Annotated in this window: 15 protein-coding genes; 4 read left to right on the top strand and 11 right to left on the bottom strand. The window is 56.0% G+C overall.

Annotated elements, in window-relative coordinates:
• From VV869_RS19855 to VV869_RS19830, 6 genes are all read right to left on the bottom strand, one after another.
• On the bottom strand, positions 1-695 hold a 695-nt coding region (locus VV869_RS19855; RefSeq protein ID WP_337736661.1), incomplete at its 3' end, for an iron-containing alcohol dehydrogenase.
• Positions 696-806: 111 nt separating this feature from the next.
• Positions 807-2,195 (bottom strand): aldehyde dehydrogenase family protein, encoded by a 1,389-nt coding sequence (locus VV869_RS19850; RefSeq protein WP_337736660.1) that lies wholly within the window; start codon positions 2,193-2,195, stop codon positions 807-809.
• A gap of 11 nt (positions 2,196-2,206) precedes the next feature.
• The gene (locus VV869_RS19845; RefSeq protein ID WP_337736659.1) at positions 2,207-3,574 is read right to left on the bottom strand and encodes a glutamine synthetase family protein; all 1,368 of its coding nucleotides are present in this window, start codon (positions 3,572-3,574) and stop codon (positions 2,207-2,209) included.
• Between the two features lie 133 nt (positions 3,575-3,707).
• On the bottom strand, positions 3,708-5,141 hold the full coding sequence (gene eat, locus VV869_RS19840) for an ethanolamine permease (RefSeq protein ID WP_337736658.1): 1,434 nt from the start codon (positions 5,139-5,141) through the stop codon (positions 3,708-3,710).
• 186 nt (positions 5,142-5,327) lie between these two features.
• Positions 5,328-6,284: a LysR family transcriptional regulator gene (locus VV869_RS19835; RefSeq protein ID WP_337736657.1), complete on the bottom strand. Its 957-nt coding sequence runs from the start codon at positions 6,282-6,284 to the stop codon at positions 5,328-5,330.
• A gap of 331 nt (positions 6,285-6,615) precedes the next feature.
• Positions 6,616-8,289: an asparagine synthase-related protein gene (locus VV869_RS19830; protein ID WP_337736656.1), complete on the bottom strand. Its 1,674-nt coding sequence runs from the start codon at positions 8,287-8,289 to the stop codon at positions 6,616-6,618.
• Positions 8,290-8,404: 115 nt separating this feature from the next.
• On the opposite strand from VV869_RS19830, the gene VV869_RS19825 reads away from it, so the two are divergent.
• The 3 genes from VV869_RS19825 (at position 8,405) to VV869_RS19815 (ending at position 10,562) form a co-directional block, all read left to right on the top strand.
• Entirely contained in the window at positions 8,405-8,980 is a 576-nt protein-coding gene (locus VV869_RS19825; RefSeq protein ID WP_337736655.1) for a nucleotidyltransferase family protein, read from the top strand.
• 119 nt (positions 8,981-9,099) lie between these two features.
• Positions 9,100-9,552, top strand: a complete 453-nt coding sequence (locus tag VV869_RS19820; RefSeq protein WP_337736654.1) for a RidA family protein — start codon at positions 9,100-9,102, stop codon at positions 9,550-9,552.
• Positions 9,553-9,626: 74 nt separating this feature from the next.
• Positions 9,627-10,562 (top strand): DMT family transporter, encoded by a 936-nt coding sequence (locus VV869_RS19815; RefSeq protein WP_337736653.1) that lies wholly within the window; start codon positions 9,627-9,629, stop codon positions 10,560-10,562.
• Between the two features lie 110 nt (positions 10,563-10,672).
• Here the strand turns inward: VV869_RS19815 and VV869_RS19810 are convergent, their stop codons facing one another.
• The 5 genes from VV869_RS19810 to VV869_RS19790 form a co-directional block, all read right to left on the bottom strand.
• Positions 10,673-11,911 (bottom strand): NRAMP family divalent metal transporter, encoded by a 1,239-nt coding sequence (locus tag VV869_RS19810; RefSeq protein WP_337736652.1) that lies wholly within the window; start codon positions 11,909-11,911, stop codon positions 10,673-10,675.
• A 102-nt stretch (positions 11,912-12,013) separates the two neighbouring features.
• Positions 12,014-12,985 carry a biotin-dependent carboxyltransferase family protein gene (locus VV869_RS19805; protein WP_337736651.1) on the bottom strand — a complete coding sequence of 324 codons (972 nt, stop codon included), beginning with the start codon at positions 12,983-12,985 and terminating at the stop codon, positions 12,014-12,016.
• The gene (gene pxpB / locus VV869_RS19800; protein WP_337736650.1) at positions 12,982-13,758 is read right to left on the bottom strand and encodes a 5-oxoprolinase subunit PxpB; all 777 of its coding nucleotides are present in this window, start codon (positions 13,756-13,758) and stop codon (positions 12,982-12,984) included. The genes VV869_RS19805 and pxpB overlap by 4 nt, the downstream gene beginning before the upstream one ends.
• The gene (locus VV869_RS19795; protein ID WP_337736649.1) at positions 13,758-14,555 is read right to left on the bottom strand and encodes a 5-oxoprolinase subunit PxpA; all 798 of its coding nucleotides are present in this window, start codon (positions 14,553-14,555) and stop codon (positions 13,758-13,760) included. Before VV869_RS19795 ends, pxpB begins: the two co-directional genes overlap by 1 nt.
• A 17-nt stretch (positions 14,556-14,572) precedes the next feature.
• On the bottom strand, positions 14,573-15,382 hold the full coding sequence (locus VV869_RS19790) for a putative hydro-lyase (protein ID WP_337736648.1): 810 nt from the start codon (positions 15,380-15,382) through the stop codon (positions 14,573-14,575).
• Between the two features lie 172 nt (positions 15,383-15,554).
• Here VV869_RS19790 and VV869_RS19785 point away from each other — a divergent pair, with 172 nt between their 5' ends.
• The gene (locus VV869_RS19785; protein WP_337736647.1) at positions 15,555-16,457 is read left to right on the top strand and encodes a LysR family transcriptional regulator; all 903 of its coding nucleotides are present in this window, start codon (positions 15,555-15,557) and stop codon (positions 16,455-16,457) included.
• The last annotated feature ends 97 nt before the right edge of the window (positions 16,458-16,554 follow it).

Below are 16,554 nucleotides of genomic sequence, written 5' to 3'. Positions count from 1 at the left end.
TAGTCTTTAATCAGGCGGATCCCCTCAAGGGCGATCCCTTCGGCCATCGGGTGATAGCTGGTGGCACAGAAGGCTTCGAGGTTATGCGACAGGGCATCCATCCCGGTGGCGGCAGTGATATGCGGCGGCAAGCCGGTGGTCACTTGCGGGTCGAGCAACACTTTCACCGGCAGCATTTTGGGGTGGAAGATGATCTTTTTGACGTGGTTCTGGGTGTCGGTGATCACCGACGCACGACCGACCTCAGAGCCGGTGCCGGCGGTGGTCGGAACGGCGATGACCGGTGAGATCCCGGCTTCATCGGCTTGCAGCCAGTTATCGCCGATATCTTCAAACGCCCATAGAGGCAGGGATTGACCAGCCATCAGGGCGATGGCTTTGGCGGCATCCAGACTGGAGCCGCCACCAAAAGCGATGACCCCGTCAAAGCCACCCTGGCGGTAGACTTGCAGGCCATCCTCGACGTTCTCGCCGGTCGGGTTGCCCTGGACGCGGCTGAAAATCTCGCAGCCAATCCCAGCTTCACGGCACAGGGCGACGGTGGTGGTAACCATTGGTAGCTCGGCTAGCCCCGGATCGGTGACCAGCAGGGCTTTGGTGATCCCGGATTGTCGGCAGGCCTGCCCGATTTGACTCAGGCTGTTTTCGCCCACGGAGATGGCGGTCGGATAGTTCCAGTTTCCTTGCAATTGCATGAGGCTCTCCTTGTCGCCGCGCTGACACGGTGTCAACACGGCGGCTTATTTGATCATCTTATTTTGCGGTCTTTTGTTTCAGTTGCTTTGCTTAAGCGAGACCGAACGTGATTAAAGCTGCTTGATATGGAATGACTTCGGCCGGGTAAAGGCATCAAAGCCGAGCTGCGACAGGGTGCAACCGCGGCCGGATTGCTTCACCCCGGTCCAGGCCAGCGCCGGATCCAAGTAGTCGCACCGGTTGATAAAGAAAGTGCCGGTTTCTAACTGCTCGCCCAGAGTGACTCCAGTGGGGATGTCGCTGGTAAAGATGCTGGCGGTGAGGCCAAAATCACTGTCGTTCATCAATGCAATCGCCTGCGCATCACTGTCGACCTTCATGATCCCAACCACCGGGCCGAATGATTCCTCATGCATCACCCGCATGCTGTGATTAACGTTGGTCAGCACCTGCGGTGCCAGATATGGTGTACCGGACTCACTGGCCGGGAAGTGGGCTTCATCGATGTGAGCAATCGCGCCCTGAGCCACCGCGTCCTTGATCTGGCCACGAACGAAATCGGCGGCACCGGTTCGAACCACCGGACCCAGCGTGGTTTCCGGATCGTCCGGGCGGCCGAGTTTGTATTGCTTCACAAGGGCGACGGCTTTGTCGACAAACGCATCATAGCGGCTGTGATGCACGTAAATGCGCTCAATCCCGCAGCAGGACTGGCCTGAATTAAAGAATGCACCGTCAATGGTGGTTTCGACAGCGACATCCAGATCGGCATCTTCACGCACATAGGCCGGGTCTTTGCCGCCCAGTTCCAGCCCGACGCCGATAAAGCGACCGGCGGCGGCGCGCTCGACATGGGCACCGCCCTGAACCGAGCCGGTGAACGCCACGTAATTGACGTCATCGGACTGGATGATGGATTGGGTGTCATCATGGCTGAGATGCAGGTACTGGAACACGCCGTCCGGCAGTCCGGCGGCTTTGAACGCCTCAACGAAACGTTCGGCACACAACGGGGTTTGCGCCGAATGCTTCAGCACCACGCTGTTGCCCGCCAGCAGTGCCGGGACAATGGCATTGACCGCCGTGAGATACGGATAGTTCCAGGGGGCGATCACGAAGACCACGCCAACCGGCTCGCGCTTGATGTAGCGGGTGAAGCCGGGTTTTTCCGGCAGCGTCAGCGGCGCAAGGGCCTGCTCGCTAGCTTCGATCATATAGCGGGCTCGCTCGGCCAGACCGCCGACTTCACCGGCGGTATAGCGGATCGGACGGCCCATTTGCCAGGTCAGCTCCTGACCGATTTCATCTTTATGGGCTTCAAACCAGTCGACAGCTTTGCTGCAAATCGCCTGACGCTCGGCGAGGGCGGTGGCCGCCCAGCTTTTTTGTGCGCGCTGGGCATTGGCCAGCGTGCGCTGAATTTCGGGTTGGGTTGCCAGCTCACGGCTGACATACACGCTGCTGTCCACCGGCGAGACTGTGTGTTGCATGGTTGTCATGATGCGCTTCCTTAAATGATTTCGAAGTAACGGTCCATTTCCCAATCGGTGACATGCTTTCTGAATTCGCGCTCTTCCCACTCCCGGCTGGCGGCGAAGTGATCAACGAATTCATCGCCGAACATGGTTCGGGCGGCCTCGGATTGCTTGAAGCGTTGCGCGGCTTCCCACAGTGTGCGTGGTAATTCTAATTCTGGCGCATGTTGCTGATCATAGGCATTGCCGATCACCTGCTCGCCCGGTTCCCACTCCTGCATGATGCCGTACAGGCCGGAAGCGAGTGCAGCGGCCAGCGACAGATACGGGTTGGCATCGGCAGCGCCGAGGCGGTGCTCGATCCGTTGGGATTTTTCTGACCCCGGGATCACGCGCAGGGCCGTGGTGCGGTTCTCAATCCCCCAGGTCGCGTGGGTCGGCGCCCAGAAGCCGGGGATCATCCGGGTGTAGCTGTTGATCGTCGGCGCAATCAGGCAGAGGAATTCCGGCATCAGGCGTTGCTGCCCGGCCAGGAAGTGGCGCTGCAGCTTGCTCATGGTGTTGGGCTGCGAGCTGTCGTAAAACGCTGAAGAGCCGTCTTTGTTTTTCAGCGAGACATGGATATGTCCGCTCTGGCCCGGGTAGTCACCGGACCATTTGGCCATGAAGGTGGCCATCAGGTCGCGTTTCTGCGCCAGGACCTTCATGAAGGTTTTGAACAGGGCGGCTTTATCAGCGGCAGAGGCGGCGCTGTCGACGGCCAGGGCTGCTTCCAGTACGCCCGGTCCGGTTTCGGAGTGAATCCCTTCAATCGGGAAGTCCATTTGCTCGGCCATGCCCAGAATCGCCTGGTAAAGGTCGGCATGGACGGAGTTACGGATCATCGAGTAGCCGAACCAGTCCGGGGTGATCGGTTGCAGGTTACGGAAGCCTTTCTCACGCGCCGAATGCGGGGTTTCATTAAACATGAAGAATTCATATTCCAGCGCTGCAAAGGCTTCAAAGCCCATGCCGTCTGCTTTTTCCAGGATGCGGTTCAGGGCACCGCGCGGGCAGACCTTGGCGGCTTCGCCGTCGAACTCGGCGATAAACAGCAACATACCGTCTTCTTCAAATACCTCACGGCAGGTGTGCGGCAGAATGCGTACCGGGGCATCCGGATACCCGGTATGCCAGCCGGTGTACTGGGTATTGTCGTACAGCTGATCTTTGGAATCCCACCCTAAAACAACGTCACAAAACGCGAACCCGTTTTCCAGGGAAGAGAAGAACTTGGCCTTCGACATATACTTGCCGCGCATGATCCCGTCGTTATCAAAGATCCCGACTTTAATATGGGTCAGTTGGCGCTCTTCCACAATTGCCATCGCATCTGCGATTGTCTTTACGTTTCTTGGTTCCATGTGTACCTCTATCGTTCTGAGGGCTCGTTCCTGAGCCGGTGTGACTGTTGGTGAAGGCGCGAGCACGAAAGTTTTTTGTTTGCGATTTCAATCCGTCGCGCCTTAATTTGATGTTGTTGTGTGTTGTTCTGGATTAACTCAGCTCTGATTCTGCGTTGGCAATCAGGGCAAATTCTTCTTCCGGCGCGTTGGCCACGATGCGGTGGCGGCTGTAGAGCAGGAAGTAAGTCAGCATGACGACATAGAACAGGGCTGACCATAGTGCTGCCTGGGTGCTGACCACGAAGGTCGATGCCAGGGCAATCAGTGACAGCACCAGCGCAATGCCTGAAGTCAGGGTACCGCCCGGTGTTTTGTACGGACGCGCCAGCTGTGGCTCTTTACGGCGCAGAATGATGTGCGACAGGCTCATGAGCGCGTAAGAAACTGTGGCACCGAAGACAGCCATGGTGATCATCAGATCGCCTTCGCCGGTCAGCGAAAGCAGAAAGCCGAGGATCCCCGGGACAATCAACGCCCAGACCGGCACCTTGCGCTCACCTGACAGCGACAGGAAGCGGGGCAGGTAGCCGGCGCGGGACAGGGCAAACACCTGACGCGAGTAGGCGTAGATGATGGAGAAGAAGCTGGCGATCAGACCGAACAGGCCGACGATGTTGACAAACTTGGCGGCCATGGAATCGGCACCGTAGACAAACTGCAAAGCCCCCACCAGCGGCGCACTGTGTGATTTCATGGCTTCGGCCCCCGCACCACCCGGCACCAGGAACAGGACCGCGGCGGCAAAGATCAGCAGAATGACCATCGAAGCAATAATGCCGCGCGGCATATCTTTGGCTGGGTTACTCGCTTCTTCAGCGGCCAGCGGCACCCCTTCCACGGCGAGGAACAACCACATGGCAAATGGCAATGCGGCCCAGATCCCGACATACCCTTCAGGCAGAAAAGCACTGGCACCGGCGACATCCGGGTTTGCTGGGATGGTGAAAAGGTTATTGACATCAAAATACGGCAACATCCCCAGGACAAACACGATAATCGCAATGACGGCGAGCACGGTAATCCCCATCATAATGCGCAGCGCTTCTCCGGCACCCCAGAGGTGGATCCCGACGAAGACGCAGTAAAACCCGGCATACACCACTGGGCCGTCGATGCCGATCAGCTCGTTGACGTAACCGCCAATGAAAATTGCAATGGCGGCCGGGGCAATGGCGTATTCCAGCAGGATTGCGGTGCCGGTGAGAAAGCCCCCCAGCGGACCCAGGGCACGACGGGCAAAACTGTAGCCGCCCCCGGCGGTCGGGATGGAGGATGACATTTCAGCCAGGCTGAGAACCAGACACATGTACATCAAGCCCATGATGATGGTGGCTAACAGCATGCCCCCAAATCCTGCGCGTTCCAGACCAAAGTTCCATCCGGCGAAATCACCGGAAATCACGTAAGAGACACCGAGGCTGGCGAGAAGGACCCAGCCGGCCACGCCTTTTTTTAACTGACGCTTACTCAGATAGTCGTCAGTCCCTGCTTCACTTTCGACTGCTCGGTTATTGCTGTTAGACATAACATTTCCTTATGAACGGTGAATGGAGTCAATCGCACTTCGCGTTACAAGTTCTTAACATAAAGGCGGCGCTCTATTGACCGCAACAACAATTAATTACGCTAACAATGAGATATTAATTTTTTTAATAGTGATGAGCAGAAGTGCCCCGGACGGCTGTGTATCAGCACTTCTGCTGGGAAGGGATTAGCCGACAGACAGCTCTTTTTCAAGCCAGGGCAGCTCGCGTAATACCACCGGCAGAAATTTTTCGGTCATGATTTGGCGACTGTCTCCGGCGAGGATTTGCGGGAGTTTCCCCAGCTCGTTGGGGCGGCTCACGAGGGTCAGATTACGATGCAGGGGCTCATCTGCCGGGAGCGGCAGGCAGGCCAGTTTGTCGCGGGTTAAGCCGCTCTGAAACAGGCAAAGCGGGGTGGTGATGGTCCAGCCTAAACCGGCGGCGACACTGGAGAGCACGGCGAAGGTGTTATCCAGCTGCATATGCGAAGGGGCATTGACATCCAGCCGCCGCAGGTAGCGTTCAATGGTGGTTCCGATGAGGGAATCGCTGGTATAGCGGACAAAATCGAGCTCACGCAGCAGATGATGGAATGACGGATAAGACTTGGCCAACCGGCTGGGCACCACCAGCACGAAGGGCTCGCGCAGAATTCGGTGACGGCTGAGAAAAGCGTTATCTTCCAGGGCATCATCAGAAATAATGATGTCGACATGTCGGGTCAGCAGGGCCTGGGCATGCATGTGGGAGCGCCCGGTGCTGATGGTCCAGCTTTCGGTATGCCGTTTGATGACCTCGACCAGCGGCTGGCCCAGCGAGGTCGCCAGGGAGTCCACCATGGCGACGCGCAGCAGGTGGAGTTTCTGAAAATCACCTTTCGACATCACCTGGTGGGTTTTCTCGGCCTGCGACAGCAAATGACACGACTGATCATAAAAATACCGGCCAGCTACGGTGAGCTCCATCGGGCGGACACTGCGATCGAGCAGCGCAACATTGAGATTGTTTTCGAGGGCGGAGATGGTTTGCGAGACTGAAGATTGGGTGAGTCTGAGCTGGTTCGCGGCCAGCGTCATATTGCCGGCCTGGGCGGTGGTGACAAAGACCTCCAGCGCCCGGAGATCGAATCCGAATCCTTTCAAAATAGTGTTCCTGTACTGCGGATGTTCTTTCCCTGAACATCTTGGTTCAATGACTCAATGTTGACCATTGAGTGAATACTTTAGACTAATGCCTTCTGCGCATGAGCGCAATTCATGAAATGAGACTTTTGCCATAAAGTCATTCACTTATAACAGTTCTCTTATCCCAGCCAGCGACTGCGTTGGGGGGGGAATGAACTTCAGGACCCGCTGCCGAAGTTCGGTGAGGGGCGTCCGGCCTGATTCATCAACGATTTTTAAAGAAGTAAAAGCCCGCACATCTTGCGGGCTTGCTCTTTAAGGTCAGGGGCGTTTTGCTACCCGGTGTAATCTACCACTGAGTAAACTGCTTCGCTGTATTGAGCTGAGTCAGCGCATTTTTAACGCCTAGCAAATGCATCAGGCAGAGCAGGGTAAAGGGCGTTTTCTTGATTAGATTATGGCGGCTGAATCGGATCACGGTCAGCCAGCTGGACAGTATGTCGCTCAGCGGCACCAGTTGACGACGCTTGAACTGCCATTGCGATTGTGATGAAGCATTGTTTTCCAGGGCGATCGGGCAAGGCAGATGACCCGGATAGGCCTGCCATGGCGATTTCAGGGCATTCGGATAGGACTGCTTGAGCCAGGCATGATAGAACGCGTGTTTTCGCACCTTTTCAACCGGCTGGGACAGTGGATATTGCAATACTTTCCACGAATAAAACGGGTGGAAGAACTCCATCTGATAATCGGCGATGTGCTCGGCGGGCAGGGACAGATGGTGATGCTGATCGTTGAGGAACAGGAACAACTGGTAGGCTTTCTCCAGCGGCAGAGCACGCAGGGGCTCGAAGGCTTGTTTCAGGTTGTCGGTCAGCCGGTCCTGCAGTTGTCGGGCATGGTTGACCACAGATTGCGGTAAATAGGCAAATTGCTGTTCCAGATAGGCATGGATCAGGGTATCCAAATTCTGGGTTTTCGCGGCCCGGTAGACTTTATCGCTGAAGTAAATCAGGCCCATGCCGACGCTGCCGCCATTGCCGGACCAGGCCAGTTGTGGCCGGGTGACGCTGTCGTAATCCGGATGGGCCAGACGTCGCCAGTAGTGGCCGATTTTCTGCTCGACGGAGTGGGCCTGCGTATCCCGCACTTGAATGACTTCCAGATCGATTTGGTTCTGCTCGGCGAAGATTTGGGCACAGTCGAGATCCTGGCTTTGCTGTTGGGAAAAGTTAAACGCTTTGAACGGCATTTTTCTGCGTAACATTTCACTGGCGATCAGCCGGGAATCCAGCCCGCCGGATAAGGTCGTGAGTGCTTTCTCAGAGTCTTGGGTGGTTTTGGCGAAGACCTGCTGAAAGGCCTGATCAACGCCGCACAACGCTTCCTCAAACGGTACGGTTCGGTTGGCTAACGCCGTCCAGTCAAAATAGCGTTCGGTATGAAATCCTTCGGCAGAAATGGTGATGATTTCGCCCGGATACGCGCAGCGAACTTCCGTATAAGGGGTATGATCGAGCAGGGTATAACCCAAGGTTGCCAGTTCACACAAGGCGTCGGTATTGGTATTCAACGGCAGATTTAACTGTTTGAACAAGCTGAGTCGGGAACTGAACAGGTAGCCGCTTTGATAAGGCATCCAGTAAAAGGGACGCAACCCCAGCGGGTCGGTGGCGACGGTCAGTTTGCGTTGCTGCTGATCAAAATGCGCCAGACAAAATACCCCTTCACACTCGTGCAGCACTTGCGGACGGTTGGCTGCGGCGTTGGCAAGGGTCGTCAAATCGGCTTGGCGGTCGTGGGTGAGCAGCGGATGGCCAACCAGCGTCGCAATTTGCGAGTCATCCTGCAACCAGGCAGGCTGTTGGTAAGCATCAAAGTCATAACGCAGCAACACGCCTTGCGGACAGGAAAAGCGTTGAAGGTGCTCGTTGGGATACTCGGCAAAGACCCGGGACAGCTGCCGAATCATCTCGGGGTCGGGTTGTTTGGTCAGTGAGATATAACCTGCAAGGATAGCCATCACCACACTCCTTTGTCGATATGGGGTTGCTGTGGACTTGCGAGGTTCATGCCAGTCTGAATCCAAAACCGACCATGGTATGCTCTGGGTTTGATCTCAGAAAGGAAAGTGACGGATGACGAAGCGGCAACCGGAGGCAACAGCCACAAATGCCGAGCAGCAGATTTTCGATTGGGTGTCGCAGGATTCACTACGGCAGCAGGCGCTGGCGTGCGTTAGCCAGCTGAACTTACCGCAAGGTTATATTGCCGCAGGGTTTGTCCGGAACTTGGTCTGGGACGCGTTGCATGAACATGACGTGGCAACACCGCTTAATGATGTCGACGTGATTTACTTTGACCCGGCAGAAGCCGATCTGCACACTTGCGAGAGATACGAATCCCACTTGAAGGCGCAATTGCCGCAACTGAACTGGCAAGTCCGGAATCAGGCCCGGATGCATGTGCACAATGGGGACTACCCCTATCAGAGCGTGCTGGATGCGATGTCTTTCTGGGTGGAAAAAGAAACGGCGGTCGCCATCCGGCAAATCGCCCCGCAGCGCTATGAATGTATTGCCGCATTTGGCCTGGAATCTTTATTTCAACTGCAAGTGACCCACAATCCCAAGCGGTCATGTACGGTTTTTGAAGACCGGTTGCAATCGAAGCACTGGCTTCGGCAGTGGCCGAAGCTGACGGTCGTGAAGTGAGCTAGCCGGGCTCTGATCATTCTATTGCATTTTTCTTCTTGATCTCAGGTTAACCTGAGGTTTTATGCTGCGCCGTATTCATCGAGAGGCATCAATACTCAGCATAAAAAGGAAGACCCATGAAAAACTCAAACGCTCAAATAGTCCTCAAACACCACAACCCCGCCGCGTTATTTAATCCGACTCCCTTTGGTTTCTGCCACAGCGTTGCCGCTCCCAGCTCGGGCGAGCTGGTGTTTATCTCCGGTCAGAGTGGCGGTGAAGATCTCGCTCATACCCTGAGCCATGATTTCAGCCGCCAGGTTGAATTTACCCTCAAAAACCTCGGCATTGCACTGGCTGATCATGGATTGCAGTTTGAAGATATCGTCAAAATTACCGTGCTGATTGTCGATCATAACGCGGACAAACTGACGATCTGGAGTGACGCCGTTAGCCGCAGCTGGAATCCGGCGCATCTGCCGGCCAGCACCTTGATCCCGGTCCCTGCACTGGCCCTGGAAGGGATGCAGATTGAAGTGGATGCCATCGCGTTCAAAGCACACGATCGCGAAACTGTCATGTTCGAATAATTGGCTGATTAAAATCGAGAATAAAGGCCCTGATTCATCTGGGGCGTTGAAGGATTGGATGCAGGGAACGACTCATGACTTATAAGAATTACCTGTTGTTGGCAATGATTGGACTGATCTGGGGCTCTCAGTTCGTGTTTCAGGATGTCGCGGTAGCGGAAATCTCACCGCTTTGGGTGGGCGTGAGCCGCGCGGTCATTGGGGCGCTGACGTTAGCTTTGTTGTGCCGGGGACTGAAATTGCGCAGCCGGTGCCACAGTTACAGCCAATGGGGATTATTCGCCCTGATTGGCTTGTTGGAAGCGACGATTCCGTTTGTATTGGTTCCTTGGGGACAACAACAGCTCGACAGTGCGGTGGTCGCGGTGCTGATGGGGACAATCCCGTTCTTTGCGCTGCTGGGCGCGCCACTGTTGATCCGCGGCGCAACCATCACCCGGCATGGTTTGATGAGTGTGCTGCTGGGGTTCGGTGGCTTGGTGCTGCTGTTCTGGCCGGCGCTATCGAGCGGCATTGGCACCGTGGATCTCGTCCGGGGGCTGGCGGTGATGGGCGCAGCTGCCAGTTTTGCTGTGGCACTTTTGTTGCTCAATCGGGTGAAAGGGGTGCACCCGCTGATTGTCGCCCGGAATGTGTTGGCGATGGCTAGTGTCCAGCTGGTATTGATGGCTTTCGTTGTCTCACCACTTGAAGCAGGCGGTCATTCGAACCGTGCCTTGGCCTCGGTTTTTTATCTGGGTGTGATGTGTGCCGGGGTGGTGTATTACCTTTATATGGCACTTTTGCAGCGAACCGGGCCGGTGTTTACTTCCATGACCAATTATCTGGTACCGGCAATTGGCGTGGTGATTGGGGCGGTGTTCAACCATGAAGCCGTTGCGCCAACGACCTGGCTGGCCCTGGCGGTGATTGTCGGCGCGCTGATGCTGAACAAACTGCCAAGTGGCGAGAACAAAGCGAGATCGACGCCGCGTGGGGTGCCGACAACCGGGGAATCTGCGGCTGGTTGAGCACAGAGCAGGAAAAGTGAAGAAAAGAAGTAGGCATTCAACAAAAAAGCCAGCGACTCGTTGAGCGGTCACTGGCTTTTGTTTTGTTTTGTTTTGTTGCTGCGGAAGGGTTATTTCAGCAGCATATTATACAGCGTGTACAAGCTCATCATTGCCATCATCACAGTGATCCCCCAGCCAACCAGTGACATCCAGCCCGGGTGTTGATAGCTTCCGATAATCGCCTTTTTCTTGGCGGCCACAAGCATGGTGCCCAGAGTCACCGGCAGGATAAACCCGTTCAGGGCACCGGCGATGATCAGCAGCGCAACTGGCTTGCCGATAAAGCAGAAGATCAGGGTTGAGGCGACAATAAACCCAATGATGAATGCACGGGCGTTTTTTTCAATAATCGGATGGAGCGTCTTCAGGAAAGAAACCGAGGTATAAGCCGCACCGATCACTGACGTGATGGCTGCCGCCCACAGCACAAGTCCGAAAATCTTATAGCCGACATCGCCAGCGGCATGCTGGAACATGGAAGCCGGCGGGTTGCTCGGATCGAGCGTAACGCCCTGGCTGACCACGCCGAGGGCGGCAAGAAACAGGATGATACGCACCAGAGAAGCCAGACTGATGGCAGAGATGGAACCGCGGTTGACCTGCGGCAGGGCTTCCTGTCCGGTCACGCCCGCATCCACCAGACGGTGGGCACCGGCAAAGGTGATATAGCCGCCGACAGTCCCGCCGACCAGAGTCACAATCGCAATCACATCAACATGTTCCGGCCAGACTGAACGGTACATCGCCTGCGCGACCGGCGGTTCCGTAGAAAACAGCACATAGAGCGTCATCGCAATCAAGGCGCCGCCCATCAGCACGGTGAAGCGATCCATGATTTTCCCGGCATCTTTGAGCAGGAAAATCGTCACTGCGATCACGGCGCTGATACCGGCCCCGGCAATCGGCGACAGGGACGGGAACAGGACGTTCATCCCCATGCCGGCCCCACCGATATTCCCGATATTAAACGCCAGCCCACCGAGTGCGACAGCACCGGCAATGGCGTAGCCCAACCCCGGTAGCAGCTCATTGGCAATGTCCTGTGCGCGTTTTTTGGAAACAACAATCACCCGCCAGATGTTCAGCTGCGCGCCGATGTCGAGCAGGATCGACACCAGGATCACGAAGGCAAAGCTTGCGCCCAGCGTCTGGGTAAAGACGGTGGTTTGGGTCAGAAAACCCGGTCCGACCGCCGAGGTGGCCATCAGAAAGGCCGCGCCCATGATCAGTGACCAGTTAAACTCTTTGCGGGGGGACGCCGATGCTTCGGCGCCACGCGATGGAAGGATGATTTTTTCAGATGCCATGTGGATACTCCTGTAAAAAATAGGCCCTTGTCCGTTGGGCTGTTTGTTGTTGTCTGTTGTGATGCATTGAGCGCTGGGCATTTTTGCCGCCTACTCTCAGGCTTACGTCGTCAAAGCCTGATTGAGAATTGCTGCTGCCCGCTTTTTCCCGACATAACTGTGGAAAAAGTGGTGTTCGATCATCCGCTCTGCTTCTGCCTGATAGAGGTCTTTTTCGACAAAGCGAATTTGTGCGCCGGGCTGACATTGCGCCAGTTTGCTCAGGCTGCTGGCGGTGAGACAACCGATTTTGGGATAGCCGCCGATGGTCTGGCGGTCACGCATCAGGATGATGGGCTGACCATCGGCGGGGATCTGAATTGCGCCCAGTGCGATGCCTTCGGAGATCAGGCTGGTGGTCTGGCAGGTGATCGCTTCTCCGGCCAGGCGATAGCCCATGCGATCGATTTGCGGCGTGACGGTGTAGGAATGGCTAAAAAACCGTTGACGCTGCTCGGGGGCAAACTGTTCATACTGGTAGCCGGGGATCACTTCCAGAGTCACGTCCTGACCATACTCCGGGATGAACTGGCGCGGCACCCGACGCAAAGGCTGCGCGGGCGTGGGGTTGTAGCGCAGGCTATCTTGCGCGGTTAACTTGCGGCCTTGGGTATCCGGGCCGCCGAGGTTGTCCCGCATGACGGTTGCGCAGCTGTTGAGCACAGGCGTAACCACAAAACCATCTTTGACGGCCAGATAGGCTCGGATCCCATGCTGACTGCCGCGTAAGGTGAGCTGATCGCCGGCTCGCACGCTGAAGCTTTGCCAGGGCGAGATGGGTTGCTGGTTGAGTTTCGCCGCCATGTCCGCGCCGGTCAGGGTGATAGTCGTTTCGGCGTGAAACTGACAGCTGAACTGTCCCATGGCGATTTCAATCTGGGCAGCATGGATCGGGTTATCCAGCAGGCGATTGGCCCACAGAAATGCATGCTCATCCATCGGGCCGCCGGGGCTAACCCCGATATGCTGGTGGCCGTGGCGTCCCAGATCCTGAAGCAGGCTCAGGGGCCCCGGCGTGAATACGGTTAAGCTCATGCGACCTCCCGAATGCGATGTTCACGGCGCATGTCGCCGGAGCTGGTGTCAGCTTGGGTGCGACCAGCAGCAAGCGCTGCCTCTTCTGCTGTGATGATACCGCCCAGTTCAATAAACTTAGCCCGGGAGATCGGGGTAAAGCGCACCTGAGCGCCCATTTCAAACAGGGTCAGGTTTTCGCGCTGGTAATCAATCAGCTCAACCGGGGTGCGGCCGATGATCTGCCAGCCACCCGGCGAGGCTTTGGGATAGATGGCGGTTTGTTGATCGGCCAGGGCCAGGCTGCCCGCCGGGACTTTGGCGCGCGGGGTTTGCTTGCGCGCAATATGGAGTCGGGGATCGGTATTGCCCAGATAGGCAAACCCCGGCGCAAAGCCGATGGCATAGACGCGGTACAGGGTACTGGCATGAATGTCGATGATTTGCTCGAAATCCAGCCCGGTATGGCGACAAAGTTCATCCGCATCCAGCGCCACTTCCGGCCCGTAATACACCGGCAGCTCGATCAACGGGCTCGGACTGTGCTGATGTTGCTGCTGCTTGGCTTCATGCAGCAGCTGTTTGAGCTGCTGGGTGAAGTCCCGGAGCCCGATTGCCATCAGATCAAAGCTGATCAGAATGGAGGTGTAGGACGGCACCAGATCAATCAGGTAGTGTCCCAACTGCGAGCGTAGGATCGGCAGCAGAGCGGCAATCTGATCGGCCGTTTCCGGTGAGGTGTGGTCAGCCAAATAAACCATGACCGTATTTTCGTTGACAGGGGTGACAGTCATCAATGGCCTCCGCAGCTTTGTTCCGTTGGGGAGGAGAGGGAAGCATCGTGAAGCATTTCCTGCTGTAATTGTTGCAGCAGTTGTTGTAAAAGCTGGGCGGTTGGCAAGGCTTGCGGGCCATCACCGTGAATGCACAAGGTGTCCGCACGTACCGGGATCACCTCTCCATCCAGTGTGGTGACGCTACCGTGTTCGATCAACTGGGCAGCCTGACGGCGGATTTGCGCCAGTTCATGATAACTGGATCCGGGCTCTGAGCGAGGCACTAAACGGCCGTCGCTGCCGTAAGCGCGATCGACAAAGGCTTCAAACCAAAGCTCAATCCCGTAGCTGTCCGCCATGGCCTGATAATGCTCATGATTGGGCACTGCCATCACCACCAGAGGCAGGCTGGCATCATATCGGTGCAGGGCAGCCAGCAGGGTGGTGAACACCTGATCATCTTTCATCATGGTGTTGTACAAAGCGCCATGGGGTTTGACGTAGCAAAGTGGCACAGACTCACTCTGACAAATCGCGGCCAGGGCACCGATTTGATAGGTAAACAGTGCCCCCAGTTCATCCTGACCCAGCTCGAGCGGGCGACGGCCAAACCCTTGCAGGTCAGCATAACCAGGATGAGCCCCGATCGTGACTTGATGCTGTTTGGCCAGCCGGACGGTGTTGAGCATGACCGTGGGATCGGATGCGTGCATGCCACAGGCAATATTGGCCATGTTCAGGTACGGCATCACCTGCGCATCATTGCCCATGTTCCAGATGCCGAAGCTTTCGCCCATATCACAATTGATTTTCATCGGTGTCTCTCCCTGATTTACAGCACAGCCAAGGCGTTGTTGAGTAAGTCGGTGATTAGCATTTTCCCCGGCGCATGGGTGATGCAGATTGGCGGCTTGCTCTGGCGCAGCACGTTCTGTGGTGTGACGCCGCAGGCCCAGAACACCGGCACTTCGCCGGCATGAATGTCGACGGCCTCTCCGTACTCCGGGCGGTGAATATCCTGAATCCCAATCGCTGTGGGATCGCCGAAATGAACCGGTGCGCCATGGGCTTTCGGGTAGCGGCTGGTGATCTGAATCGCGCGGATGGCATCTTTGGGCGTAAACGGGCGCATGGAAACCACCATGTTGCCGTGAAAACGCCCGGCGGGCTGGCAGGCAATTTGGGTGTCGTACATCGAGACATTGCGCTGCTGCTCAATGTTTCGCACGGTCAACCCAGACTGAATCAGGGCTTCTTCAAAGGAGAAGGAGCAGCCCAGCACGAAAATCACCAGGTCATCTCGCCAGTACGCTTCGAGATCCGGCACTTTGGCCGTCAACTGCCCGTTGTGGAAAACGTGATATTCCGGGACGTCGCGGCTGATATCAATGGCGGCGCCAATGTCATCCAGAAACGGCTGACCAGGTTCGGTGACGCCAATCAATGGGCAGGCGACCGGGTTTTTCTGGCAGAACAGCAAAAAATCACTGGCCCAGTCTGCAGGCAACATCACCAGATTGGCTTGCAGATAGCCCGGCGCCAGCCCACTGGTCGAGCCGGTATAAACATTGGCTCGGATCTGTTCACGCAGCGCCTGTCGGGAAAGTGAGGCCAGAGATTGTTGTAATCCAGACGTGTCCATCGTACCGCTCCTTGGTTGCTATTGTGTAAATACTTGGTAAAGATACGGCTTCCTGAGATAATGTCTATTCGTGATTTTTTGGGGGATCTGATAAAAATAATTTATCACGCAGCAGGATGTGTGCTGTCTTCGGAGAAAGTTGACGCGATATTTCGACACAGGAGGTGGGGTTTTGCTGAATCTCAAACAGTTGGAAACCTTTGTATGGATTGCAAATTTGGGAAGTTTTCGTCAGGCCGCGGAGCAGTTGTGTGCCACGCAACCGGCGATCTCTACGCGGATCGCGAATCTGGAGCAAAGTCTGAACACGACTTTGTTTCACCGTGAAGGTGGGGTAGTGTCCTTGACGGCTAAAGGCCGGGAGTTGCTGCCCCTGGCGGAGAACATTCTGAGAAATACCGAGCAACTGCAGCTGAAGGCCGATGCGGCCACGGCTTTGTCCGGCATGTTACGGATCGGGGTATCAGAGACGCTGGTCCATACCTGGTTACCGGATTTCTTAAAACTGATCCACCAGCAACTGCCGGAGGTTGAGGTGGAGCTGATTGTCGATGCAACCGTGAATCTGAACAAAGAGTTGCTGGCGAGAAACATCGATATTGCGCTGATGCTCGGGCCGGTTGCTGAACCGGTAGTGGTTAATCAGATCATTTGTGCTTACCCCTTGTATTGGGTCGCCAGCCCCGAACTGCTTGGCAGGCAAAACGCGACGATGGCCGATTTTGCGCAATGGCCGTTGATCACCTATGCCCGTAATACCGCCCCTTATCATGAGATTGCCCGTTATTTTAAACAACAGGAAATGGCGGTCCGCTTTTACTCTGCCAGCTCGTTGTCAGCCAGTGTTCGTCTGGTGGAAAACGCCGTTGGAATTGCGTCGCTACCGAAAGAGGTGATTTGTGATCAGCTCAGCAGTGGCCGGTTGGTCCTGCTGGATGCAGACTGGCAGCCCAGCCCGCTTCAATTCACTGTCTCTTATTTTAATGCGCCGGCCAGCCAGTTGACAGAGCAAGCGGTGAAACTGGTTAACTGTGCCGTTGCCCGTTATGAGCAGCTTGAGAGACGCTGCAAGTGATCCGGACGCCCTTGTTCCGGCCAATGTATCCAGGCTTGAAGATCTCAAGTGTTCAAATTGTAAGTGAATGTTTCTCAACGTGTCGCACGAGTTGTGA

Source organism: Photobacterium sp. MCCC 1A19761, from assembly GCF_037389125.1.
Classification (GTDB): Bacteria; Pseudomonadota; Gammaproteobacteria; order Enterobacterales; family Vibrionaceae; genus Photobacterium.
The sequence above is the reverse complement of the archived record's forward strand: the minus strand, read 5'-3'. Positions and strand labels throughout refer to the sequence as shown.